The organism is Stutzerimonas stutzeri (assembly GCF_002890915.1).
Classification (GTDB): Bacteria; Pseudomonadota; Gammaproteobacteria; order Pseudomonadales; family Pseudomonadaceae; genus Stutzerimonas; species Stutzerimonas stutzeri_AF.
This window is the reverse complement of the sequence record NZ_POUT01000010.1, coordinates 1-24,316: the sequence shown is the minus strand read 5'-3', so window position 1 is coordinate 24,316 and position 24,316 is coordinate 1. Positions and strand designations below refer to the sequence as shown.

The following is a 24,316-nucleotide window of genomic DNA, read 5'->3' as shown; positions in this document are numbered from 1 at the left end:
AAGCGCGAGCATCTGCATCTAGGGTCTGTTGCTGCGACCGCCCTACCTGCGCCGCATCGCCGGTGCCCTGCCGGTGAACTCCAGGCGCATCGCTGCCCAGGCCGCATGCAGGCCCCGGCGCAGCTCGGGCGCGCCGACTGCGGCCAGGCGCACCATCGCCCCGCAATCGCCGGGCAGCACACTGACACCGGCGTACAGCCCGTCGATCCCCTCCAGCGCGGCACGCAGCGCAGCGCACGGCGGCGGCCCCTCGCCGAGCGACAGGAAGGTACCGAGTACACGCACGCCGTCGCTGATACCGGGCAGGCCGCGCTGGAAATCCGCGCCCTCGACGTACAGCCGGTCGGCGGCCAACAAGCGGCCATCCACCGTGCGCACGTCGAGGTCGGCGCGGTACCAGCCGAACACCCCGCCCTCGCCCTCCGGCGCATGCGCACAGAAGGCATCGCTGAGCAGCATCCGTGCGCCCGGATGCAGCACCGCCTCGATCCGGCTGTGCAGGCGCGCGCCGGGAAACAGGATGGTCGCCAGCGGCAGGTATTCCAGCAGCGCGCCGGACTCGGCCTCGAGTCGCACGCGCTGGCGCGCAGGACGCTCGCGCATGGCGTGGGCGATGGTCGCCGCCCCTGTGCTCAGGTGAGCCTGGGCGCCTGCTCCCGCATGCAGGAGCAGGCCGAGGTCCTCGCCGGCGAAAACGCCGCCTGAACACGACTGCAGATAGGCCGCGGCCATTCCAGGCGGATCGCCGGGCAGCCGCAGGTTGCGACCAAGATGGAACGGATAGCCGACCTGCTGACGGGCAATGTAGCTGGTACCATCCGGCGCCCGGGCGAACGACAGCCGCGCCTGCTCGGACGATTCGCAGGACCAGAGTGCGGACGTCATCATCGATCGAACAACACGGATTGGGCGATGGCTTCGACCACCGCCTCGACGCCGTCGCCACTGGCGCAGTTGGTGAACAGCACCGGCCGCTCTCCACGCGCCAGAGCGGATTCGTGGCGCATGCGCGCCAGATCGACCCCGACATGGGGCGCCAGGTCGTACTTGTTGACCACCAGCAGGTCGCAGCCGAGCACGCCGGGCCCCCGCTTTCGTGGAATGTCGTCGCCACCGGCGACGTCGATGACGAAGAGCCAATAGTCGACCAGATCCAGCGAGAAGGTCGAGGCCAGGTTGTCGCCGCCGGACTCGATGAGAATCAGGTCCAGATCCGGATACAGCGCCTCCAGCTCGTCGGCGGTCTGCAGGTTCAGCGTCGGGTCCTCGCGGATCGCGGTGTGCGGGCAGGCGCCGGTCTCCACCGCGCGTACCCGTCGCGGGTCGATCAGGCCGCTGCGCTGGACGCGCTCGGCGTCCTCTCGGGTCGCCAGGTCGTTGGTGATCACGGCCAGTTGCGTGCCGCGGGCAATGAAGCGTGGAATCAACTGTTCCAGCAGGCGGGTCTTGCCCGACCCTACCGGGCCGCCGATGCCGACGCGGGCGGCCCCCGGATGGACGCAGGCCGGTGCGGTCGATGAATGCATGATGGTTCCTCGTATCAGCGCAGCATGTAGCGTTGCCCCAGCGGCACTTCGCTCACCGGGTCGCAGGACAGACGCTCGCCGTCGGCGTAGACATCGAAGGTCTGCGGGTCGACGCGAATGTCCGGGCAGGCATCGTTGTGCAGCATGTCGGCCTTGCTCAGGCCGCGCGTGCCGACCGCCGGCAGCAGCGGCTTCTTCAGTCCGAGTCTGGCGGCAGTGTCCGCCTCGACGGCCAGGCGATTGACGAAGTTCACCGACAGCGCCTGCTTGGCCTCGCCGAAGGCACCCCATTGCGGGCGCATCACCAGGGGCTCGCAGGTGTACAGCGAGGCGGCCGAATCGCCCATCACGGCGTGCACGATGAAGCCGCCCTTGATCACCAGTTCCGGTTTGCTGCCGAAGAACGCCGGGCGCCAGAGCACCAGGTCGGCGAGCTTGCCCGGTTCGATGGAGCCGATGTAGCGGTCGATACCGAATACCCTGGCGGCGTTGATGGTGTACTTGGCGATGTAGCGCTTGATCCGCTCGTTGTCACCGATACGGCTGCGCTCCTGCGGCAGGCGGCCGCGCTGGTCCTTCATCTTCGAGGCCAGTTGCCAGGTACGGGTGATCACCTCGTTGATGCGCCCCATGCCCTGGCTGTCGGAGCCGAGAATGGAAATCGCCCCGGTGTCGTGCAGGATGTCCTCGGCGGCGATGGTCTGCGCCCGCACTCGCGATTCGGCGAAGGCCACGTCCTCCGGCACCGCGGGGTTGAGGTGATGGCAGACCATGATCATGTCCAGGTGTTCGTCGAAGGTATTGATCGTGTAGGGATTGGTCGGGTTGGTCGACGAAGGAATGCAGTTGGCCTTGCCGGCGACGCTGATGATGTCCGGCGCATGGCCGCCGCCGGCGCCTTCGGTGTGATACATGTGGATGGTGCGCTCGCCGATAGCGGCCAGGGTGTCCTCGAGGAAACCCGACTCGTTGAGGGTGTCGGTATGCAGCTGCACCTGGAAGTCGTGCTCGTCGGCCACCGTCAGACAGGTGTCGATCACCGCCGGCATGGCGCCCCAGTCCTCGTGGATCTTCAGGCCCAGGCAGCCGCCGCGGAGTTGGCCGAGCAGAGACTCCGGCTTGCTGGAATTGCCGCGACCGAGGAAGCCGAAGTTGATCGGCCAGGCCTCCGAGGCCTGCAGCATCTTGCCGACGTTCCATTCGCCGCCGCAGTCGATGCCGACGGTGATAGGGCCCAGCGAGCCACCGATCAGGGTGGTCAGGCCGCTGGCCAGGGCGTGCTCGCAGAGCTGTGCCGAGTCGAAGTGAACATGCACGTCGATTCCGCCCGGCGTGACGATCAGTCCTTCGGCATCACGCACCGTGGTGGCCACGCCGCAGATCAGCCGCGGATGCACGCCGTCCATGGTCTGCGGGTTGCCGGCCTTGCCGACGGCGACGATCAGGCCGTCCTTGATGCCGATGTCGCCCTTCACCACGCCCAGCACCGGATCGATGATCAGCGCATTGCAGATCAGCATGTCCAGCGCACCGTCGGCACTGTCATGGCCGGGCATCAGGCCCATGCCGTCGCGCAGTGTCTTGCCGCCGCCGTGTAGGCACTCGTCGCCGGGCACCGCGTAGTCGTGCTCGACCTCGGCCAGCAGCGAGGTATCGCCGAGGCGAACCGCGTCGCCGGTGGTCGGGCCGAACATGGCCGCATAGTCCTTTCTCGTCATGGTCGCCATGTCACGCTCCCTTGAAACCCTGTGCCCGGGCCTTCTCCAGGGCAGCCGCCCTGCACGCCGGGTCGCGCAGGTTGCCGTTGGTCAGGCCGCTGAAGCCGTGGATGTCGCCGCTGCCGCCGAACTCGACCAGCTCCACCTCGCGTTCCTCGCCGGGCTCGAAGCGCACGGCGGTGCCGGCGGGAATGTCGAGGTGCATGCCGAACGCCAGTTCACGGGGGAAATCGAGGTTCCGATTGACCTCGAAGAAGTGGTAGTGGCTGCCGACCTGCACCGGCCGGTCGCCGGTATTCAGTGCGCGCAGGGCGGCTCGCCGGCGGCCGCTGTTGAGGCGAATCTCGCCGTCCGGGGTGATGACCTCGCCGGGCAACCGTTCCAGCGTGCGCATCTCGCGGCCGGGACGGATCGGCTGGTGCACGGTGACCAGCTTGGTGCCATCGGGAAAGGTCGCCTCGACCTGCAGCACCGGCAGCAACTCGGCGACGCCGGACATCACGTCGTCGCTGCTCAGCAGGGTCGAGCCGAAGCCGATCAGCTCGGCGACGCTGCGCCCCTCGCGGGCGCCTTCCAGTATCTCGTCGGCGATCAGCGCCGAGGCTTCGGGGAAGTTCAGGCGCAGGCCCTTGCCACGCCGTTTGCGCGCCAGTTCGGCGGCCGTATACAGGGTGAGCCGTTCGAGCTCGGTGGGGGTCAGCAGCATCGCTGTGTCCTCTCGGTAAAAAACAGGGTCAGTTGGCGAACAGGCGCAGGGCCTGGGTTTCGTGGCGCATCACGGCGATCTCCGCCAGCGGCGAGAACCCCTGCACCTGTTCGGGGTCGGCCGGCGGCTCGGCCAGCAGCTCGAGCAGCACCGGCTGGATACGCGTCAGCACCTGCTGCGCCTCGAGATGGCCGAGCAGTCCGAGGCGCAGTGCGGCGCTGGCCAGGCCGGTGCAAAGGCTGTGCGCCGCGGCCAGTTGGCAGTCCATGGCATTCATGCCCAATGCCCGCCAGACCAACCCCTGGACCACCGGCAAGTGGCCAGGTGCCCGCCCCGCCTGTATTGCGCCGCGATAGCCTGTGGCTCCCGGCGTGCCCAGGCCGGCATGCACGCCGAGCAACGACAGCCCCAGGCGCCGCGAGCCCTCGCGCAACTCGGCGGCCAGCGTCAGCGCCTCGATTCGCGCGTCCAGCTCCAGCAGGCGTGGCAGTTCCCCGGCCGCCTGCCAGGCGGCCATCAGGAAGGCACGATCGAAGCCGTTCCAACGATGGCGCAACTGGCCCTCGACGAAGCCGAGCAGGCAGTCGCTGCGGGCCACGCGGATGCCACGCTGACGCCGAGGCCCGGCAACCGCGGCCTCCAGACGGCCGTCGGCAAGCAGTGTCTCCAGGCCCCAGGACCAGGCCACCGCGCCGCCGGGAAAGAAACTGTCGGCCTGCTGCAATGCAGCCAGGCGGCTGGCCAGTGCGCTCATGCCGGGCAACGCTCCACGCGGCCGTCCGCCAGCAACGGGGCGAGCCGTTCCAGGTAATCGGCTTCGGCGCCGGCCAGCAGCACCTGCAGGCGCTCCCCGGCGAAACGCACTTTCCAATGCATGTTGCCGGCGAAGTAGCCCAGCTCCAGGGCGGCGGCGGCATCCCGTGCAAACAGCTCCAGATAGCGCGACGCCTCCGTCTGCACGACGATGGCGCGCTCGCCTTCGAGCACCAGCACCGCGCCGTTGCTCAGTTGCTGGTGGCGCTCCAGGCGGATCGCGCAGTCCGTGCCACGGTCGCTGAGCAGGCGCAGGCGACGCCGCTGGATATCCGCGACGGAAAGGCTCAGTGTCTCCACCTGGCCGGCATGCTCCAGGGTGTGCAGGCGCTCGGCGATCCGCGGATCGCTGGCCTGCCCGACGATGCGGTCGAGTATCAGCATGGGAAGACTCCTCAGATGGTCAGGTAACGCAGGATCTTTTCGCGATCGACGTCTTCCCGCCGGTCGTGGTGGACGAAGCGGCCCTTCTCGATGATCAGGAAGCGGTCGGCGACCTCCAGGGCGAACGACAGCACCTGCTCGCTGACGATCAGCGCGAAGCCGCGGTCCCTGCGCAGCAGGTTCAGGGTTCGCGCGATGTCCTTGATGATCGAGGGCTGGATGCCCTCGGTGGGCTCGTCGAGGATCAGCGCCCGGGGGTTGGAGACCAGCGCCCGGGCGATTGCCAGTTGCTGCTGCTGGCCACCGGACAGGTTGCCGCCCTTGCGCCGGCGCATCTCGAAGAGGACCGGGAAGTACTCATAGACATAGTCGGGAACCTGGCCGTCGCGGCTGCCTTCCATGCCGCTGCGGATGTTTTCCTCGACGCTCAGGAAGGGAAAGATCATCCGTCCCTGGGGGACGAAGCCGAGTCCGGCGGCCACCCGCTCGTAGCTCCGGCATCCCAGCAACTCACGCCCTTCCAGCTCGATGCTGCCGGAGCGCGCCGGCAGCAGGCCGATCAGGCTTTTCAGCAGGGTGGTCTTGCCCATGCCGTTGCGCCCCATGATCGCCAAAGACTCGCCAGGCGCGAGCTCGAAGCCGATGTCGTGCAACACCTGGCTGTCGCCATAGAAAACGTCGAGGTGTTTGATCGTCAGCATGCTTCAGTGCCCCAGATAGACGTCGATGACCCGCGGGTCGTTCTGCACGTGATCCATCGAGCCGCTGGCCAGGGTCCGGCCCTGGTGCAGCACGGTGACCCGGTCGGCGACCGATTTCACGAACTCCATGTCGTGCTCGATGATCACCATCGAGCGGCCCCGGGCGATCTGCCGCAGCAGGATGGCGGTTTTCTCGCGCTCGCCGGCGCTCATGCCCGCCACCGGCTCGTCGAGCAGCAGCAGTTGCGGCTCCTGCATCAGCAGCATGCCGATCTCCAGCCATTGTTTCTCGCCGTGGGACAGCAGCCCGGCCTTGCGCCCGAGTTGGTCGCGCAGAAAGACCTGCTCGGCGACCGCCTCGATCCGCTCGACCAGCGCACGGTCGCGGCGGAAGAACAGGCAGCCGAACAGCGAGCGCTGGCGCGGCGAGGAGATGTCGAGGTTCTCCATCACCGTGAGATCCTCGTACACCGAGGGAGTCTGGAACTTGCGGCCGACACCGGCGCGGGTGATCAGGTACTCGGGTCGGTTCACCAACTGCAGGTCGCGGAACAGGATGCTGCCGGCGCTGGGCCGGGTCTTGCCGCAGATCATGTCCAGCAGCGTGGTCTTGCCCGCGCCGTTGGGGCCGATCACCACGTGCACCTGGTTTTCCTCGACATAGAAGTTGAGGCCATCGACCGCCTTGAAACCGTCGAAGGACACGCTCAGGTCCTCGACGGACAGCAGCAGGTTGCTCATCGTGCCTCCTTCCGGCCACCCAGGCGTTGCAGCAGGCCGGCCAGGCCGCTGGGCAGGAACAGCACCACCACCATGAACAGCACGCCGATGAAGTACTGCCAGACGCTGACGAAGTTCTCCGAGAAGTAGGTCTTCGCCGCACCAATCAGCAAGGTCCCGTAGATCGCTCCGACCAGCGACAGGCGCCCGCCGAGCGCGGCATAGATGACGATCTCGGTGGACGGGATGATGCCCACCAGCGACGGCGAGGCAAGCCCCACCTGGAGGGTGAACATCACTCCGCCAATGGCCGAGAACAGCGCCGCCACGGCGAAGACGAAGGCCTTGAACAGCGCCGTGTCGTAGCCGGAGAAGCGCACCCGATCCTCGCGGTCGCGGATCGCCACCACCACCCGGCCGAGCCGGCTGTGGACGATGAAGCGACCTGCCAGCACGCAGCCGAGCAGCAGTAATACGGTGGCCAGGTAGAGCATCCACGGCGCGCTCGGCGCCTGCAGGTCGAAGCCCAGCGCGGTCTTGAAGTCGGTCAGGCCGTTCACCCCGCCGGTATAGCCCTGCTGGCCGATGATCAGCAGGGCCATGATCGCCGACAGCGACAGGGTGATGATCGAGAAGTAGACCCCGCCGACCCGCTTCTTGAAGTAGGCGTAGCTGAACCCGAAGGCCAGCAACGCCGGGATCGTCAGGATCGCCAGCAGGGTGAAGGTCGCCGACTCGAACGGCCGCCACCACCAGGGCAGCGCCTCCACGCTGTTCCAGATCATGAAGTCCGGCAGGCTCGATCCGTAGAACGACGCCAGGGCGCTGGCCGCCGGGTCGTTGGCGGCGGCCTCCAGCTTGAGGAACATGGCGGTCATGTAGCTGCCCAGGCCGAAGAAAACCCCCTGCCCCAGGCTGAGAATGCCGCCGTAGCCCCAGATCAGCACCATGCCGACGGCGCAGAACGCCAGGCTCAGGTACTTGCCGGCCAGGCCCAGGCGGAAGTCACCCAGGCACAGCGGCAACACCACCAGCAACAGCAGGGCCATCCAGGCGAGGCTGTGGCGCTCGACGAGCCGCAGCCCGTCGCGCCAATGGCGGCGATTGGGATCGAACAGCGTCTGCCGTCCGAAAGTCTTGTCGGTCATGTCAGCGTCTCACTTTCGCAGCGAACAGCCCGTTGGGGCGGAAGAACAGCAGGACGATCACCACCAGCAGGGTGATGGCCTTGGCCATCGAGCCGGTGGTCAGGTACTCCAGCAGGATCTGCGTCTGGCCGATCGCGAAGGCCGAGAGGAAGGTCCCGAGCAGGCTCTCGACACCACCGAACACCACCACGATGAAGGTATCCACCAAATACTGTTGGCCCGTCACCGGACCGGTCGAGGCAAGCATGGTGAAGGAGCTGCCTGCGACGCCCGCCAGGCCACAGCCGAGGGCGAAGGTCAGCGCGTCGACCCGAGCCGTGTTGATCCCGGCGGCGCCGGCCATGGCGCGGTTCTGCGTCACCGCGCGGATGCGCAGGCCCCAGCGGCTGCGATAGAGGAACAGGAAGACAGCCGCGGCGATCACCAGCGTGAGGCCGATGATGAAGATCCGATTGAGCGGCAGCGCCACGCCCTCGGCGAGCACCACCGCGCCCTGCAGCCACTCCACGGTGGGTACGCTGACCTCCTTCGGACCGAAGACCTGGCGGAAGACCTGCTGCAACACCAGCGACAGCCCCCAGGTGGCCAGCAGGGTATCCAGCGGGCGGTTGTACATGAAGCGGATGAAGCCGCGTTCGAGCAGGTAGCCGAAGGCGAAAGTCGCGGCGAAGGCGACCAGGATGCCGACCAGGAAGTAGGCGCCCATCAGTTCGGGGAACCAGCGCTGGAAGACCTGCGCGGTGACGTAGGTCATGTAGGCGCCCATCGCCATCAGCTCGCCGTGAGCCATGTTGATAACGCCCATCAGGCCGAACACGATGGTCAACCCCAGGGCCATCAGCACCAGCACGGAGAACAGCGAGAAGCCGCCGAACACCTGTAAGGCCAGAGTTTCGATAGTCATTGCGAGACCTGTAGCCGAGGGCGGGCGCGAGACTTGCCGCACCCGCTAGCGGAGTCAGAGAGACGGGAACGGATTGGGCTCGATGGGATCGGACTCATGGATCACATCGATCTGACCATCGGCACGGATCTGGCCGATGCGGGTGCGCTTCCACAAATGGTGGTTGCTTTCGTGCATCCGCACTTCGCCTTCCGGCGCTTCGAGAACCAGTCCGGAGGATGCGGCGATCACCGCGGGTACGTCGAAGCTGCCCGCCTTTTCCACCGCCTGCTTCCACAGGTGAACGCCGGTATAGGCCGCGGCCATGGTGTCGCCGATCACCCGGTTATCGCCGTAGCGGGCCTTGAAGGCCTTGACGAAGCGCTCGTTGGCCGGATTCTGCAGGCTCTGGAAGTAGCTCATGCAGGTCAGGAAGCCCTCGAGGTTCTCGGCACCGATGCCGGTGATCTCTTCCTCGGAAATCGCCAGGGCCAGCAGGGTCTGGTTGCTGCTGTCGATGCCGGCGGCTCGTAGCTGCTTGTGAAAAGCGACGTTGGAGCCACCGACCATGGTCGAGAGGATGATGTCCGGCTTGGCCGCCTTGATCTTGTTGATTACCGAGGAGAACTCGATATGGCCCAGCGGGAAGTAGTCCTCCCCGACCACACTGCCGCCCCTCTTGCCGATGGCCGCCCGCGAAATCCGGTTGGTGGTGCGCGGCCAGATGTAGTCGGAACCGATCAGGTAGACGCTCTTGCCCTTGTTCTCCATCAGCCAGTCGACCGCGGCGATGGTTTGCTGGGAGGCCTCCTGGCCGGTGTACATGATGGCCGGCGAGCGCTCCAGCCCCTCGTAGAAGGTCGGATAGTAGAGCAAGCCCTTGTTGCGTTCGAAAACCGGCAGGATCGCCTTGCGCGACGCCGAGGTATAGCCGCCGAAAACCACCGCGACCCGATCCTTCTCGAGCAGCTTGCGCGCCTTCTCGGCATAGGTCGGCCAGTCGCTGGCGCCGTCTTCGACGATCGCCTCGATGGTCCGTCCCAGTACCCCTCCGGCCGCGTTGATCTCGGCAATCGCCAGTTGCTCGGCATCGACGATGGACGCCTCGCTGATCGCGACGGTTCCGGTGAGCGAATGGAGGATACCGACCTTCACCGTCTCTTCCGCCAGCGCGGGGCCGGATAGCGAGGCGGCCAGAGGAAGCAGGCTGGCGGCACCGAGCAGAACCGCCTTCTTGAGGAAACCACGCCGTTGCTTGTGCATCGCATTTCTCCAGGAACAAAAGCCAGAAATAAAAAAAGCCCGACCTCCGGTCTGGTGACCGGGAGTCAGGCTTCTTGTGCCGAATCTGGCGGGACGACATTGTCCAAGCCAGTCATGGGCGAGACGTTTCCATACCTGCCGCGAAAAGGCGTATGGCAAATGGCCCGCATTGTCTTTCGAGACGAGACACAGCAAGAGCGATGCCAAGTGCCGAATACGGCGCATCCGCCTTATTTCCCCCTGGGAATACAGCATGCCCCTGGAGAATGGCGCACACATTTGGTGCAATAGATCATCCGAACGCACCGGAACGTGACAAGCAACATCCGAAAAGCGGAGCCTCCATCCGTTCGCCGTGATTGGCCCGCAAACTGCATTGTCCCGACGATCTTTCGCGCGGCGATTTGCCAGGCGCCTCTCCCCGGCAGGCCTGGAACTCGCCGCGCTCGTCTGGTCGGGACAGCGCGGTCCTGCCAGAGCGGGCACAGGCTGCCCAGTCAGGCCATAAGAGTCTGCGTCACCATGCCGCGCTGAACCTGCGCCCTCCGCATGGACAGCCACCGGCCCTGCGCGCCGGTCCAATCCTCACACAAGGTTTACCAATGCCCGACCAACCGATCCGCATAGGCGGCCTGTTTTCCGATACCGGCGTCACCTCGGCCATCGAGCGCTCGATGACCCGCGCCACCCTGTTCGCCATCGAGCAGATCAACGAAGCCGGTGGTATCGACGGTCGCCCGCTGGAACTGGTGCTGCGCAACCCGGACTCGACCCCACACCTGTATGCCCGGCACCTGGAGTCGCTGATCCGTGACGAAGGCCTGCAGTTCTTCTTCGGCTGCTACACCTCGAGCACCCGCAAGGCCGCCCTGCCGGTGCTGGAACGTCACGACGCCCTGCTCTTCTACCCGGTGTTCTACGAGGGCTTCGAATATTCGCGCAACGTCATCTACACCGGCGCCACGCAGAACCACAACAACGTGCCGCTCGCCGAGTACATGTTCCGCCACTACGGCACCCGCGTGCTCATGGTCGGCTCGGACTACGTCTATCCCTACGAAGCCAACCGGCTGATGAGCGACCTGCTCTACGAGCGTGGCGGCACCAAGCTTGGCGAGTACTACCTGCCGCTGAACGCCGGCCGCAGCGAGTTCGACAAGGTGATCGAGAAAGCCCGCCAACTGCGGCCCTCGTTCATCTTCTCGATGGTGGTCGGCGATAGCATGCGTCACCTTTACCAGGCCTATGCGGAAGCTGGCCTGGACCCTCAGGAAATGCCCATCGCCAGCCTGGTGACCAGCGAGACGGAAATCCAGCAGATGGGCGCCGCGCTGGCCGCCGGGCACATCACCGCAGCGACCTATTTCCAGTCTGTCGACACTCCGGCCAATCGCCATTGCGTCGCCGCGTACCAGGCCCGCTTCGGCGCCAACCAGGTGACGGACATGTGCTGGGACGCCGCCTACTTCCAGGTCCATCTGTTCGCGGAGGCGCTGCGCCGCGCCGGGCGCGAGCGTGTCGGGGACATACTCCAGGCCCTGCGCGGGCTGGAGTTCGAGGCGCCGCAAGGGCTGGTCAGGATCGACATGCACAACCATCACAGCTTCCTGTTCTCGCGCATCGGCCGTGTCAATCGCATGGGCCAGTTCGACCTGCTGTTCGAGAGCCGCCATCACCTGAAACCGGACCCGTACGTCATCGCACCAAGCCTGGACGACTGGTCGAATTCGATGGGGAGCGACCTATGACCCTGCGTGCCGCCAAGAAACGCCAGCGCGGCGACGGCAGTTCCGGGATCAAGGAGCTACGCGAAACCAGCGTGCTGGTGATCCACCCGGACGACGAAGACGGCCGGGCGCTGATCGCCCAGTTGCAGCGTATCGGCTGCCAGGTGCGGGCCCAGTGGCCGATTCCCGAACGATTGACGCTGGAATCCGACGTGATCGTCCTCTCGGTGGCGCCGGAAACCCTTGCATCCAATGCACCATGGCTGGGACGGCCCGGCACGCCACCGGTCATTCCGGTGATCGCCTACGAAAGCCCGATCATCGTCGAGGCCCTGCTGCAGTTGAACGCTTTCGCCGTGATCCCTTCGCCAGTGAAGTCCTTCGGCCTGCTGGCGGCCCTCTCGGTGACGCTCAATCAATCGCGCAAGGCTCGCGACCGGGAAAAGCACGTCAAGCGCCTCGAAGGACGCCTCGCCGTGACTCGAACCGTGCAGAAGGCCAAGAGCATCCTGATCGAGACCAAGGGATTGTCCGAGACCGATGCCTACAACGCCCTGCGCGACCAGGCCATGGCCAAGCGGGAACCGGTGGAGAAAATCGCCGAAGCGCTGATCAAGGCCCACGAGCTGTATGCCAAGGCGCTCGGTTGAAGCAGCGATTCGCCGATCGATGCCACTGCCCTCGATGAGTTCCGCATAGGGAAAACCTGCACTCAAGTTCACGGCTCCGCGGTCGATCTTCAAGAGACCACGATCGATGCAAGGAACCGCGCGATGCGCATCGACTCCAACACCCCGCTGAACAATCTGGCCAGAAGTGTCCAGCGTCAAGGCACAGCAGCCGAGCGAACCCCTGAGGAGCTTCGCCAGGGTTTGCGCGTCAGTCTTTCCGAACTGGGCAGGAGCCTGTCCGCCAAGAGCGGGGAAAAGAACCAGGACATCGACGAGAGCGGACTGCCCGACAGCATCAAGCAACTGCTGAAGATGATCCGTGAACTGAAAGCGCAAATCGCCGCGAAGGAAGCCGAGCTCAAGACCCTGATGGCGGATCAGAGCCTCGATCCGGAGGCCAGGCGGGTCAAGGTGGAGGCGCTGCAGTCGGAACTGGCGACGCTCAACGGCGCATGGGCTTCGGCCAATGCCAGCCTGGTCCAGCAGATGCGCGAACAGGGCCTCAGCGATGAGCAGGTGCTCACCGCCACGACCCTGGCCATCGCCTGACACGTTGCTTGACCACGGATCGAACAATCGATCCAAGTTCATGCCCTCTCGCCCCGCGCTACACCCCACCATGCTGAATACGAAGCCAAGGGCTGGACGCCTGCCTCAGTGCCGCGACGCCATAGTCAGTGTCCACCCCGAGTGACACTTGCTTCACCAGGCGAAGTTTCACCTGCCGTGCACGCACCTTGCACGACACAAACCATCGGGTGCCAGGAGGAATTGCTATACCATGCCGACAATGGCAGTCGAACCAGAGATAATCCGTATGCCCGGTGACAGTCGAAATAGCCCGCGCCTTATCAAGAAGTACTCCAATCGTCGTCTGTATGACACTCACACCAGCACTCACGTGACGCTGGCGGACATCCGGCAGATGGTGATCGACGAAATCCCCTTCCAGGTCGTCGATGCCAAAAGCGGCGAGGACCTGACCCGCAGCATCCTGATGCAGATCATTCAGGAGGCGGAAAGCGACGGCGAGCCGATCTTTTCCAGCGACATGCTCAAGAGCATCATCCGCTTCTATGGCCCGTTCCAGGGCATGCTGGGCAGCTACCTGGAAAAGAGTATCCAGACCATCATCGACATCCAGACGCAGACTGGAGTGCAGTCCTCGCAGGCCTGGAGCGAATTCATGCACAAGCAGGTTCCCGTGATGCAGAACCTGATGCAGCAGTACATCGACCAGTCGAAGAATCTCTATCTGAATACCCAGAATCTGTTCGGCCTGTTCGGCAACATGCCCTCGGCGGACAAACCCGGCAGGAGCGGAGCGGACGGAAAGAGGAAGAGCGACGACGAGGAATGACCCCAGCGACCGGACAGGCCGTCCGGTATGCAAAGGCCCCTCAATGCCTTAATGCCGTTCACTTAAAGGCCACAAGCTGGTTGCAGGATCATCTGTAGGAGCGGGCCACGCCCGCGATTCGCGCGCATGGCGCGCTCCTACAAAGTACTCTCTGTTCTTTACCTGAACAGCATTACCTCAATGCCTAGAATGAGCGGCGATAGTGCAGCGAATAGCTTTCCACGCCGTCATTGGGCTGCTTGATCCCGGCATTGGAATAGTGGATGGCGCGAATACCCAGCTCATGCCCGCCGGTGAAACGCAGCCCTGCGCCAATGCGATCCTCGAACTGGAATGAGGACCCCAGTTGGTTGTCTTCCAGGCGAGTACGCTCGAACACGGCGATACCGATCCCGGCTTCGACATAGGGTTTGAGCGAACGCCCGGAGAACTCGTAGACGAACACCGGCGTCAGCGACAGGCTGTGGTTGCTCGACCTCTCGTCCCCTTCCCAGTAGGTATAGCCGGCATCCCAGTACCCGCTCAGTCTGCCGGTAGCGCTCTCGAACCAGTTACGCTGGAAATTCCACTGCGCACCGACGCGATAGGTCGTGGTCGACTCCCCCGTGCGTCCGACCGCTACGTTGAAATCGACGGCCCGTGCCATGGTCACTGTCCCCAGCGACAACATCGTGATCATGGCAATTGAAATACCCTTTCTCATTAAGACTCCTCGAAACTGCCATCCCATGGCGTATGCATGAAGACGGGGGCCACGGCGTTATGGAAACGCTTTGGCGGCCCCCGACGACAGACGGCGATCAGGACGGTTTACGTGTACCAGCCGAAGCCTTGCCCGCCTCGCTGGCTGCCTGACCGGCAGCGGAAGCTGCCGCGGCGATGCCGTTCTCGGCGATCTCGGCGGCCTGCTTGGCCGCCTTCTGGGCACTGTCATAAACGCTGCCAGCGGTTTCCAGAGCTGATTTGAATATCGCCACCACCGGCTCCGAACCCGCCGGTGCGTTCTTGGCAACCACTTCGACCAGTTCCTGTACCTGCTTGGTCGCCGCCTCGGCCTGGCGTTCGGCAAGTTTGGCGATTTCCGTTTGGGTTCCCGAAATCAGCTCATACACCTGGCGGTTGTACTCCAGCAGACGCTCGGCCTGAGCGGTGGGCTGGGCGAAGGATGCCTGCCATTCGGCAAAGGCTTGCGGATCGCGCGCCACCGCCAGTTCGCGCAGGCTGTCGAACTGCGCGTCGGAAGTGGTGCGCAATGTCTTGAGCTGCAGTTGGCCGAGTTGCTCGGCACCCTCGAACAGCTTGCCTGCGACCTGCTGCAGCAGGTCGACATTGGCTTTCTGGGCACTGGTCAGTTTTTCCGTATCGAAAAGGGACATGATCGAGTCTCCTGGGCAATGGCCCGCATTGCGAAAATGCCGGCTCGATCGCACCACGAGGCAAATACCTGGCGTACCGATCGAGTCTGCCGTAAGCCTCTTTCGAACCAGAGGCACGCTGCATTCTTGCACTGCACAAACATCACTATCAAGATTTTTTTGTGCAATGCACAAAAAAATCTTTGCAGCACTTTCTCCATTGGCTATAAGAAGAGGCCTGCACCCATCGCTTGAGTCGAGTCATGCGGTGCTCCGAGCCGAACAGCCAATAATGGGAGCGAAGTCATGGTTTCGAAGACTTATCTTGCAATGCACGAAGACCGCTTTTCATCTTTCCAGGGCCTGCTCGACCATCTTGGTCAGTTGCAGCGGCTGCAGCTGGATATCGTTCTCGAGGCATTGGGCCAGCGACAGAAGAAGGTACTCGCACCCATCCTCGCCGGTCGCCTGCAACAACCGAGCGCCGAGCAGTGCTGGGAGTACCTGGCGGACCTGAGTCAGCGCACCCTGCTGTACTGGGACACGCTACGCCAGCGCGGCGACAACACCCTGGCCCACGAGCGCGCCGGTTACCCGCTGGTCCTGAAGTTCGCCTACGAGGTACTGATCGACGGACGCGACCTGCCCCATCCGGTCAACTATTCCCTGCTGCGCATTCTCCCGCCGGAGGACCTGCCGGTAGACGAACAGCGCCGTCCGGTGATCGTCATCGACCCACGTGGTGGCCACGGCGCCGGCATCGGTGGGTTCAAGCAGGATTCGGAAATCGGCGAGAGCCTGCGCGCCGGCCACCCGACCTACTTCATCGCCTTCAGTCACTCGCCCGAAGCGGGACAGACCCTGCTCGACATCGCCGAGGCCGAGGCGCGCTTCATCGAACACGTCAGCGACCACCATCCCGATGCCGACAAGCCGGTGGTGATCGGCAACTGCCAGGCCGGCTGGGCGCTGATGGGGCTGGCGGCAGCACGGCCGGAACTGCCCGGACTGGTGATCATCAACGGGGCGCCGCTGTCCTACTGGGCCGGCGTCAACGGTCGCAACCCGATGCGCTACGCCGGCGGCCTGCTCGGTGGCGCCTGGATGACCCGGTTCGGAAGCGACCTCGGCAACGGCCGCTTCGACGGCACCTGGCTGGTGAGCAATTTCGAGAGCCTCAACCCGGCCAACGCACTCTGGACCAAGTACTACAACCTGTTCAGCAAGGTCGACAGCGAAGCCCCGCGCTTCCTCGAGTTCGAGCGCTGGTGGGGCAGCCCCACGCTGCTCAACAGCGAGGAGATCGAAACCATCGTCGACGACCTGTTCATCGGCAACCGGCTGGCCAGCGGTCTGTCGCGTCGCAGCACGGGCATCGACCTGCGCCGCATCGAGGCGCCAGTGGTGGTGTTCTGCTCCTACGGCGACAACATCACCCCGCCGCAGCAGGCACTCAACTGGATCGCCGACGTCTATCCCAGCGACCTCGCCCTGCGCAGTGCTGGCCGTACCATCGTCTACCTGCGCCATGCCAGCATCGGCCATCTCGGTATCTTCGTTTCCGGGCAGGTCGCGCGCCGCGAACACCGTCAGTTGCTGGGCGCGGTGGAAGCCATCGGCCTGCTGCCACCGGGCTTGTTCGAGTTGGTCATCGACGACCTTCCCGGCGCGTCACCGAACGCGCAGGCGGAGTACGCCGTGCACTTCGAGTCACGCAAGATCGCAGACATCCTCGCCGATGACCAGGATGGTCGCGACGATGAGCGTGAATTCGCCCTGGTGCAGCGTGCCTCGGAGCTCAACAGCACGCTCTACGACTGGCTGGCGCGGCCCTGGATGCGCCAGATCGTCAACGAGCCCCTGGCCGATCTGTCGCGCCGCCTGCATCCATTCCACCAGCAGCAGATCGTCTGGAGCAGCCTGAATCCGGCACTCTGGTGGCTGCCGGGCACGGCCGAACGGGTTCGCGAGAACCGCCGCCCAGCGCCGTCGGACAATCCGCTGTTCACTTGGCAGGACTGGACCGCCAGTCTGGTCGAAGCGCAGTTGGATACCTACCGTGACATCCGCGACGCCATGCAGGAAATGGCCTTCCACGTCTTCTACGGTAGCCTCAGCACGCTGACCGGCGGAAAGCGGCCGGTGAACCTGGAGGATCGCGCCCCGCATTGGGACCAGGCGCTGGCCGCTCGCCTGGAAGACGCACTGCCGCGCGGCGGTGACCTGGAAGGCCTGGCACGCATCCTGTTCCTGCTCGGCCAGGGAGGTGGAAAGATCGGCAAGGAGCGTATCGAACAGCTCGCCCGGCAGGGCCGGGCGCTGATCGAGCCGTACGACATCGACCCACTGGCGCTGCGCGATACCGTCCGGCTTCAGGGCCTGCTGGTCTTCGCCCATCCGGAGGAAAGCCTGAAGACGTTGCCGCTGCTGATTCCCGTCGAGCATCGCCAGCCGATACTCGACGCCGTCGCCCAACTGGTGCCGGAACTGAAAATCGCCGACAACCCGGCCGCCGAACGCTGGCAGGACGTGCATCGCGTGCTGGAACGCCCACTGCCCGACTTCGTCCAGATAGCAGGCACAGCGCAGGTGCAGGAAACCATTGCAGATCTACAGACCGGCCCCGAACCGGAAGTCATCGCCGATCGACAGATCGGCGCCGTCCAGGAAGCCATCATCGAGCCAGGAGAATCGGCCGCTGCGCAAAGCACGGCGCAGCAGGTCGCCCCGACGCCCCGTAGGACGTCGACCAAGCGCAAGGCCGCCGTGCCCAAGACACCATCGCCTTCCCAACCCATGCCAGCAGACGACGCGGAAAAACCGAATACCGATACCGCAGCCGGTGCCTCCACTGAGAAGCCAAAGCGCAGCCAGCCAACGCGCAAAACGAAAAAAGGTGACGACATCCCATGAGCCAGGATCATTTTGCAGGATTGCTGCAGCATTGCGCTGGACTGCCCCCACAGCCCACCGCCGTGGTCCACCCTTGCGAGGCAGGCGCTCTGCAGGGCGCCCTGGAATCCGCCCGGTTGGGGCTTATAGCGCCGATCCTGGTCGGCCCGCGGGAGAAGATCGAAGCCGTCGCCACGGCCGCCGGCCTGGAACTCGGCGACCTGCCGCTGGAGGACGTGCCGCATAGCCACGCCGCAGCTGCACGGAGTGTCGCGCTGGTGCGCGAAGGTCGCGCCACGCTGCTGATGAAGGGCAGCCTGCACAGCGACGAACTGCTCCATGAGGTGCTTGCCAGGGAGGGCGGCCTGCGTACCGAGCGGCGCCTGAGCCACGTGTTCGCCATGAGTGTGCCCAGCTACCACAAGCCATTGTTCGTCACCGATGCTGCGGTGAACATCTTTCCCGGCCTGGACGACAAGGCCGATATCTGCCGCAACGCCATCGACCTGCTGCATGTCCTCGGCATCGCACGGCCCAAGGTCGCCCTGCTATCGGCCGTGGAGACCATCAACGCCAGGCTGCCCTCGACCCTGGAAGCCGCGGCGCTGGTGGTGATGTCGCTGCGCGGGCAGATCGAGGGCGCACTGCTCGACGGACCGCTGGCCTTCGACAATGCCATCAGCGCGGAGGCCGCGCGGATCAAGGGCATCGCCTCGGATGTCTCGGGCGATCCGGACATCCTCCTGGTTCCCGACCTGGAAGCAGGCAACATCCTGGCCAAGCAACTGATTTATCTGGCTGGAGCGGAGTCCGCCGGGCTGGTACTCGGCGCCCGGGTGCCCATCATCTTCACCAGCCGTTCCGACAGCATGCGCGCACGAGTCGCCAGTTGCGCCCTTGGCGCATTACTGGCCGAGGCCCGGCACTCCACTTGGGAAACACAGGTATGAATGCAACCGCAGGCGAACGCATCCTCACCGTCAACGCGGGCTCCTCGAGCGTACGCATCGGCCTGTTCTACGGTCAGCCGGGGCAGGCGGCACCGACACTGCTGGCGCGCGGCAAGCTGGACGGCATCGGCGTCCGTCCTCGGCTCACTGCGACGCTGGCCGATGGTACATGCCTGCTCGATCAGGATTTCCCGGTCGAACAGGTCGCCGACATGCCGGCTGCCTTCCACCTGGTGGAGCTGGCATTGAGCTTTGGTCTGCGCGGCGAGCGCCCGGCAGTGATCGGGCATCGGGTGGTACATGGTGGTGCGCGCTTCAGCGATCCGATACGAGTCGATCGCGAAGTGCTGGAACAGTTGCGCGGCTTCGAATCCCTGGCTCCACTGCACCAGCCCTACAACCTGGCGCCGATCCAGGCGCTTCTCGACGACAGCCCCGAACTGGTTCAGGTCGCCTGCTTCGACACAGCCTTCCATGCCGGACGCAGCGAAATCAGCCAGATGTTCGCCCTACCCTACCCACTGTACGAGCAGGGCATACGCCGCTATGGCTTCCACGGTCTGTCCTTCGAATACGTCAGCCTGCATCTTGCCGGGGTGGCGCCGGAGATCGCCGCTGGCAAAGTGGTGATAGCCCACCTGGGCAACGGCTCCAGCCTATGCGCCATGGAGGCAGGGCATAGCGTTGAGGTGACCACCAGTTTCAGCGCCCTGGACGGCCTGCCGATGGGGAGCCGCTGCGGCGCCCTGGACCCCGGTGTACTGCTTCACCTGCTGGCCCAGGGCGATGACGAGGACAGCCTGCAGGAGCTGCTGTATCACCGCTCGGGGCTGCTCGGCATCTCGGACGTCAGCAGCGACATGCTTATCCTGCGCGCCAGCCGGGAACCGCGGGCACGGCTGGCCATCGACCACTATGCCTACCGCATTGCTCAGGAAGTGGGTCGCATGGCCGCCAGCATCGGCGGGCTGGATGCCCTTGTGTTCACCGCCGGCATCGGCGAGAAGGATGCGGAACTGCGCGCCCAGATAGTGAAGCGTCTGGCTCCTCTGCTCGACCTCCGGCTGGACGACGAGGCCAACCGGCGTCATGCCGAGCGCATCTCCACCACCGACAGCGCCCGCCAGTTGCTGGTCATCCCCACCGACGAAGAAAGCATGCTGGCCCGGCATGCCTGGCGGCTGTATCAGGAGGGTTCGGCATGAGCCTTCTGCAAAATCTGTCCCTGCAAGGCAAGCGCGGCCTGGTGGTCGGCATCGCCAACCAGCACTCGATCGCCTGGGGCTGCGCCAAGGCGCTGCACGAACTGGGCGCGGAGCTGGCCATCACCTGGTTGAACGACAAGGCCAGGGTACATGTCGAGCCCCTGGCCAGTCAGGTCCAGGCCTCGCTGACCCAGGCCCTCGACGTGACCCGCCCCGGTGAGCTGGAGAGTATTTTCGAGAAGATCGCCCTGCGCTGGGGTCACTTGGATTTCGTCGTCCACTCCCTGGCTAGCGCTCCCAAGGAAGAAATCCGCGGGCGCCTGCTGGACAGCTCCAGCGACGGTTTCCTGCAGGCGATGGACATTTCCTGCCATTCCTTCATCCGCATGGCGCGCCTGGCCGAACCACTGATGGTCGACGGGGGCGCTCTGGTGACCATGAGCTACCTGGGCGCCCAGGAAGCCATCGATGGCTACGCGCTGATGGGCCCGGTCAAGGCCGCGCTGGAATCCAGCGTGCGCTACCTGGCCGACGAGCTCGGACCGCGCGGCATCCGCGTGCACGCCATCTCCCCGGGGCCGATGCCGACCCGTGCCGCTTCCGGCCTGCGCGACTTCGACAACCTGCTCGAGGAGTCCGCGCACCGGGCGCCGCTGCGCCGTCTGGTCACCCTGGACGAGGTTGGCGGGCTATGTGCCTGGCTGGTCTGCGACGCCAGCCGCGGGCAGACCGGCGGCATCCACTTCGTCGATGGCGGTCTCAACATTCTCGGTTGATTATTAGGTTCTTACATGCAGGACAATAGTTTCCACATCCATGGACTGGTCAGTTTCACCCTGGCGATCATGCTGCTGTTCGTCGGCAAGAGCCTCGTCCAGCGCTACGAGTTGCTGCGCCGCTACAGCATTCCGGAACCGGTGCTCGGCGGCTTCCTCTGCGCCGCCATCACCGCCGTTCTGTTCTTCGCGCTGGATATCGAAGTGGCCTTCGACCTGGAAGTGCGCGATGTGCTGCTGCTCTATTTCTTCGCCGGCATCGGCCTGAAATCGGATATCCGCAACCTGGTCAAGGGCGGCCGCCCGCTGCTGATCCTGCTGGTGCTCGCCAGCCTGTTCATCGTGCTGCAGAACCTGCTGGGCATGGCCGTGGCCAGCGGTTTCGGCCTGGATCCCAAGACGGGTCTGATGCTGGGCTCGGTCTCGCTGACCGGCGGCGTCGGCACCACCCTGGCTTGGGCGCCGATCTTCAGCGAGCGCCTGGGCATCGGCAATGCCATGGAGCTGGGCATCGCCAGCAACACCGTGGGCCTGATCGCCGCCTGCTGCATCGGCGGGCCGATCGCCAATTACCTGATACGCCGCCATGCCTTGATCCCCTCCCGCGATCCGGACCTGGAGGTTGGAGCGCCGGTGGCCGAGGCAGGCGCCGCCGCCTCGATGAGCTATTACGACGTCCTGTGGGCCTGGATGTGGCTGAACATGGCGTTGATGCTGGGCCACGGTCTCAACCTGCTGCTGGTCAACAGCGGTATCACCTTTCCCTCGTTCGTCAGTTGCCTGATGGCGGGAATCATCATTCGCAACCTGGCGCTCGGGGCCATCGGCAGCCAGCGCATCAAGCAGTGGAGCGGCGCCGGCCAGGGGCTGGCGCTGATCTCCGACATCTGCCTGGGCATGTTCCTGGTCATGGCCCTGATGGGACTGCAACTATGGCAGCTGGGTGGTGTGCTGGTCTTCGTCCTCAGCGTCCTGGCATTGCAGGTACTGCTGACGGTCCTCTACACCGTATTGCTGGTGTTCCGCTGCATGGGCCGCAACTACGAGGCCAGCGTGATCGCCTCCGGCTTCGGCGGGATCGCGCTGGGCTCCACCGCCACAGCCATCGTCAACATGACCGCGGTCACCCAGCGGCATGGCGCGGCGCACCAGGCGTTCATCATCGTGCCCCTGGTCTGCGGTTTTTTCATCGATGTCGCCAATGCGCTGATCATCGGCCTGATGAGCGGTGTCTGAGTAGGCCTGCAACGTGCCCGGGGCGCTCCATCCGGATGCGTGGTGGCGCTCCTTGAACAGTTGCGCCCGGTAGCGGCCGGGCGGTACGCCAAACCAGCGCAGACAGGCCTTGTGAAAGCTGCTCGGTTCCCTGAAGCCCAGCAGATCGCCTACCTGTGCCAGGCTGTAGGATGATTTCCGCAGATAGTAGTCGGTCAATTGTCGACGCGCCCCGTCCAGCACGTCGCGAAAGTTCGTCCCTTCGCGGGCAAGCCCGCGCTGCAGGGTACGCTTGCTGACACCGAGCCCCCTTGCCACCGAATCCATGTCGTAGCCACCCAGGCTGAGACGCTCGATGACCCACGCCCTGGTACGCTCCGAGTAGGTCGCCTCGCGCAATTGGTTCATGCGGTGTTCGGCGAAACGGCCATGCAGCAGTGCCAGCGCCTCGTTGGCGGTACTCAGCGGATGCAACAGGGCCTGCTGGTCGAACAGAATGCCGTTGCGCGGCGCGCCGAAGCGCAGGGCGCAACCGAACAGCCGCTGGTGCTCGGCCGTGTCCAGCGGTTCGGGGTAGGTGAACTCGATCTCTCGCAGGCACGGCAGGCTGCCTCCGGTCAGCCAGCGGCAGAAGCCCAGCAGCATGGCCAAGCCGGCGTCTTCGAACGCCCTGGGCTTCGCTACCTCCTCGAGATCATGGACCGCCCAGAGACGCTGCCCCACCTCTTCCCGCAACAAACCGAGCTTGACGCCGGTACCGAGCAGGGGCAGATAGCGAACCAGGGAATCCAGGGCCCCCTTCAGGTTCGGGCTGGACATCATCGTATAGCCCACCAGATGGAATCCTCCGGGCAGAAAATGCCGATAGGCGCGCAGGCCGATGTCCGGATCCTCGGACTCGATCTGCGCCAGTGTCATCAGGCGATAGGCATCCGCCCGCGACACGAAGCTGTCCGGCTGCCTCAACAGAGCCGGATCGATACCTGCCACCCGGCACAGGCGGGCCGAATCGAGGCCTTCCCCTTCCAGGGCGTTAGCCAATTGAGCGACAAAGCTGCTGTTGATCCTGTGCATAGCCTCCCTACCAATATGAACGGCAACCGACAAGAAATTAACACGTTGGCAACGCCACTCCCCAGTGACCTGGATCAATCAGGTGGAAATGGCCTGCAAGCCTCTAGGATGGCGCCTGCGGACACCCCAGAGGCGCCCAGAGACATTGATCGAGGTAGATACCGAACCGACAATCCCCTCACGTATTGAATGGTCACGAGGGGGCTCCGATGTCTGAGACACGTATCGCACTGGTCACTGGTGGAATGGGCGGCATCGGAACTGCGATCAGCCGGCGTCTGTACCAGGATGGTTTCACTGTGGTCGTCGGCTGCAGCCTCGATTCGAGCCGCAAGGATTCCTGGATCGCGAAACAGCTCGAGGCCGGTTTCCACTTCCATTGCATCGATTGCGACATCTCCGACTGGGACAGCACCCGCAAGGGCCTCGAACGGGTACGCGAGGATGTCGGCCCGATCGACGTGCTGGTGAACAACGCTGGCATCACGCGCGACGCCACCTTCCGCAAACTGACCCCGGAAAACTGGCGTGCGGTGATCGATACCAACCTCAATGGCCTGTTCAACACCACCAAGCAGGTCATCGAGGGCATGCTGGAGCGCCGTTGGGGACGGATCATCAACATCTCCTCAATCAACGGCCAGCGTGGCCAGTTCGGCCAGACCAACTATTCGGCGGCCAAGGCCGGCATCCACGGTTTCAGCATGGCCCTGGCCCGGGAGGTGAGCGGCAAGGGCGTGACCGTCAACACCGTCTCCCCCGGCTACATCGAGACCGACATGACCGCCGCCATCCGTCCCGACATCCTCGACGGCATGATCGCCGGCATCCCCGTCGGCCGCCTTGGCCATCCCGAGGAAATCGCCTCCATCGTGGCCTGGTTGGCCTCCGAGGAATCCGCCTACGCCACCGGTGCCGATTTCTCGGTGAACGGCGGCATGAACATGCAGTAACGACCATGACCGATGTATCGATAGCCACCACCAACGAACGCTGAGTCACCGGTTATCGCCTAGGGCAGACATGCCCGAAATTGCATGCCACGTCCCCGGCGAACATGCATTCCCCTTTGGGCGTACCGCGCTTGTGGGCGCGGTATTCTTTGTGCGCCCAGCATGGGCGCACTCTTGGAGGTGCAAGTCCTCCCGTGAGCTGGCCACAGTGAACGAAGCGAAGCGCAACTGCGTAAGGGTGACCGAGCGTGGGGAGGAAGCGTGGAGCGTAATCTG

The 24,316-nt window shown here is 64.7% G+C and carries 23 protein-coding genes and 1 pseudogene; 10 read left to right on the top strand and 14 right to left on the bottom strand.

Annotation, left to right across the window (positions count from 1 at the left end):
- Window positions 1–42: 42 nt before the first annotated feature.
- The 11 genes from CXK94_RS17020 to urtA form a co-directional block, all read right to left on the bottom strand.
- On the bottom strand, window positions 43–888 hold the full coding sequence (locus CXK94_RS17020) for an urease accessory protein UreD (protein ID WP_102895225.1): 846 nt from the start codon (window positions 886–888) through the stop codon (window positions 43–45).
- Window positions 885–1,526, bottom strand: coding sequence for an urease accessory protein UreG (gene ureG, locus CXK94_RS17015; protein ID WP_102895224.1), 642 nt, complete (start codon window positions 1,524–1,526; stop codon window positions 885–887). The genes CXK94_RS17020 and ureG overlap by 4 nt, the downstream gene beginning before the upstream one ends.
- Window positions 1,527–1,540: 14 nt before the next feature.
- Window positions 1,541–3,253: an urease subunit alpha gene (gene ureC / locus CXK94_RS17010; RefSeq protein ID WP_102895223.1), complete on the bottom strand. Its 1,713-nt coding sequence runs from the start codon at window positions 3,251–3,253 to the stop codon at window positions 1,541–1,543.
- A gap of 1 nt (window position 3,254) precedes the next feature.
- Entirely contained in the window at window positions 3,255–3,950 is a 696-nt protein-coding gene (locus tag CXK94_RS17005) for an urease subunit beta (protein ID WP_102895222.1), read from the bottom strand.
- Window positions 3,951–3,978: 28 nt separating this feature from the next.
- Complete coding sequence (locus CXK94_RS17000; RefSeq protein WP_102895221.1) at window positions 3,979–4,704, bottom strand: urease accessory protein UreF; 726 nt, start codon at window positions 4,702–4,704, stop codon at window positions 3,979–3,981.
- Window positions 4,701–5,147 (bottom strand): urease accessory protein UreE, encoded by a 447-nt coding sequence (ureE, locus tag CXK94_RS16995; RefSeq protein WP_102895220.1) that lies wholly within the window; start codon window positions 5,145–5,147, stop codon window positions 4,701–4,703. Before ureE ends, CXK94_RS17000 begins: the two co-directional genes overlap by 4 nt.
- A gap of 11 nt (window positions 5,148–5,158) precedes the next feature.
- Window positions 5,159–5,848, bottom strand: a complete 690-nt coding sequence (gene urtE, locus CXK94_RS16990) for an urea ABC transporter ATP-binding subunit UrtE (RefSeq protein ID WP_102895219.1) — start codon at window positions 5,846–5,848, stop codon at window positions 5,159–5,161.
- A gap of 3 nt (window positions 5,849–5,851) precedes the next feature.
- Window positions 5,852–6,589 carry an urea ABC transporter ATP-binding protein UrtD gene (gene urtD, locus CXK94_RS16985; protein ID WP_102895218.1) on the bottom strand — a complete coding sequence of 246 codons (738 nt, stop codon included), beginning with the start codon at window positions 6,587–6,589 and terminating at the stop codon, window positions 5,852–5,854.
- Window positions 6,586–7,617, bottom strand: coding sequence for an urea ABC transporter permease subunit UrtC (gene urtC, locus CXK94_RS16980; RefSeq protein ID WP_256046244.1), 1,032 nt, complete (start codon window positions 7,615–7,617; stop codon window positions 6,586–6,588). The genes urtD and urtC overlap by 4 nt, the downstream gene beginning before the upstream one ends.
- A gap of 100 nt (window positions 7,618–7,717) precedes the next feature.
- Window positions 7,718–8,620: an urea ABC transporter permease subunit UrtB gene (gene urtB / locus CXK94_RS16975; RefSeq protein ID WP_102895216.1), complete on the bottom strand. Its 903-nt coding sequence runs from the start codon at window positions 8,618–8,620 to the stop codon at window positions 7,718–7,720.
- Window positions 8,621–8,674: 54 nt separating this feature from the next.
- The gene (gene urtA / locus CXK94_RS16970) at window positions 8,675–9,862 is read right to left on the bottom strand and encodes an urea ABC transporter substrate-binding protein (protein WP_102895215.1); all 1,188 of its coding nucleotides are present in this window, start codon (window positions 9,860–9,862) and stop codon (window positions 8,675–8,677) included.
- Window positions 9,863–10,464: 602 nt separating this feature from the next.
- Between urtA and CXK94_RS16965 the strand changes: the two genes are divergently transcribed.
- The 4 genes from CXK94_RS16965 to phaR all read left to right on the top strand — a co-directional run bounded on the left by CXK94_RS16965 (window position 10,465) and on the right by phaR (window position 13,620).
- Window positions 10,465–11,610, top strand: a complete 1,146-nt coding sequence (locus CXK94_RS16965) for a transporter substrate-binding domain-containing protein (RefSeq protein WP_102895214.1) — start codon at window positions 10,465–10,467, stop codon at window positions 11,608–11,610.
- Entirely contained in the window at window positions 11,607–12,239 is a 633-nt protein-coding gene (locus tag CXK94_RS16960; protein ID WP_102895213.1) for an ANTAR domain-containing response regulator, read from the top strand. The genes CXK94_RS16965 and CXK94_RS16960 overlap by 4 nt, the downstream gene beginning before the upstream one ends.
- A gap of 123 nt (window positions 12,240–12,362) precedes the next feature.
- Window positions 12,363–12,809, top strand: coding sequence for a hypothetical protein (locus CXK94_RS16955; RefSeq protein ID WP_102895212.1), 447 nt, complete (start codon window positions 12,363–12,365; stop codon window positions 12,807–12,809).
- A 268-nt stretch (window positions 12,810–13,077) separates the two neighbouring features.
- Window positions 13,078–13,620, top strand: a complete 543-nt coding sequence (phaR, locus tag CXK94_RS16950; protein ID WP_102895211.1) for a polyhydroxyalkanoate synthesis repressor PhaR — start codon at window positions 13,078–13,080, stop codon at window positions 13,618–13,620.
- A gap of 184 nt (window positions 13,621–13,804) precedes the next feature.
- On the opposite strand, the gene CXK94_RS16945 is transcribed toward phaR, so the two are convergent.
- Together CXK94_RS16945 and CXK94_RS16940 are read right to left on the bottom strand one after the other, a co-directional pair.
- On the bottom strand, window positions 13,805–14,266 hold the full coding sequence (locus tag CXK94_RS16945; protein WP_423835246.1) for an acyloxyacyl hydrolase: 462 nt from the start codon (window positions 14,264–14,266) through the stop codon (window positions 13,805–13,807).
- Between the two features lie 154 nt (window positions 14,267–14,420).
- The gene (locus CXK94_RS16940; protein WP_102895209.1) at window positions 14,421–14,996 is read right to left on the bottom strand and encodes a phasin family protein; all 576 of its coding nucleotides are present in this window, start codon (window positions 14,994–14,996) and stop codon (window positions 14,421–14,423) included.
- A 285-nt stretch (window positions 14,997–15,281) separates the two neighbouring features.
- Between CXK94_RS16940 and CXK94_RS16935 the strand changes: the two genes are divergently transcribed.
- The 5 genes from CXK94_RS16935 to gltS are packed head-to-tail and all read left to right on the top strand — an operon-like array spanning window position 15,282 to window position 22,034.
- Window positions 15,282–17,888: a DUF3141 domain-containing protein gene (locus CXK94_RS16935; RefSeq protein ID WP_102895208.1), complete on the top strand. Its 2,607-nt coding sequence runs from the start codon at window positions 15,282–15,284 to the stop codon at window positions 17,886–17,888.
- On the top strand, window positions 17,885–18,817 hold the full coding sequence (locus CXK94_RS16930) for a phosphate acetyltransferase (RefSeq protein ID WP_102895207.1): 933 nt from the start codon (window positions 17,885–17,887) through the stop codon (window positions 18,815–18,817). The genes CXK94_RS16935 and CXK94_RS16930 overlap by 4 nt, the downstream gene beginning before the upstream one ends.
- Window positions 18,814–20,022 (top strand): acetate/propionate family kinase, encoded by a 1,209-nt coding sequence (locus tag CXK94_RS16925; protein ID WP_102895206.1) that lies wholly within the window; start codon window positions 18,814–18,816, stop codon window positions 20,020–20,022. Before CXK94_RS16930 ends, CXK94_RS16925 begins: the two co-directional genes overlap by 4 nt.
- Window positions 20,019–20,798, top strand: coding sequence for an enoyl-ACP reductase FabI (fabI, locus tag CXK94_RS16920; RefSeq protein ID WP_102895205.1), 780 nt, complete (start codon window positions 20,019–20,021; stop codon window positions 20,796–20,798). Before CXK94_RS16925 ends, fabI begins: the two co-directional genes overlap by 4 nt.
- A 15-nt stretch (window positions 20,799–20,813) precedes the next feature.
- Window positions 20,814–22,034: a sodium/glutamate symporter gene (gene gltS / locus CXK94_RS16915; RefSeq protein ID WP_102895204.1), complete on the top strand. Its 1,221-nt coding sequence runs from the start codon at window positions 20,814–20,816 to the stop codon at window positions 22,032–22,034.
- Window positions 22,035–22,109: 75 nt separating this feature from the next.
- On the opposite strand, the pseudogene CXK94_RS16910 reads toward gltS, so the two are convergent.
- Window positions 22,110–23,087, bottom strand: a pseudogene (locus CXK94_RS16910) (AraC family transcriptional regulator); the annotation flags it as partial.
- A gap of 209 nt (window positions 23,088–23,296) precedes the next feature.
- On the opposite strand from CXK94_RS16910, the gene phbB reads away from it, so the two are divergent.
- Complete coding sequence (phbB, locus tag CXK94_RS16905; protein ID WP_102895203.1) at window positions 23,297–24,040, top strand: acetoacetyl-CoA reductase; 744 nt, start codon at window positions 23,297–23,299, stop codon at window positions 24,038–24,040.
- Window positions 24,041–24,316 lie beyond the last annotated feature (276 nt).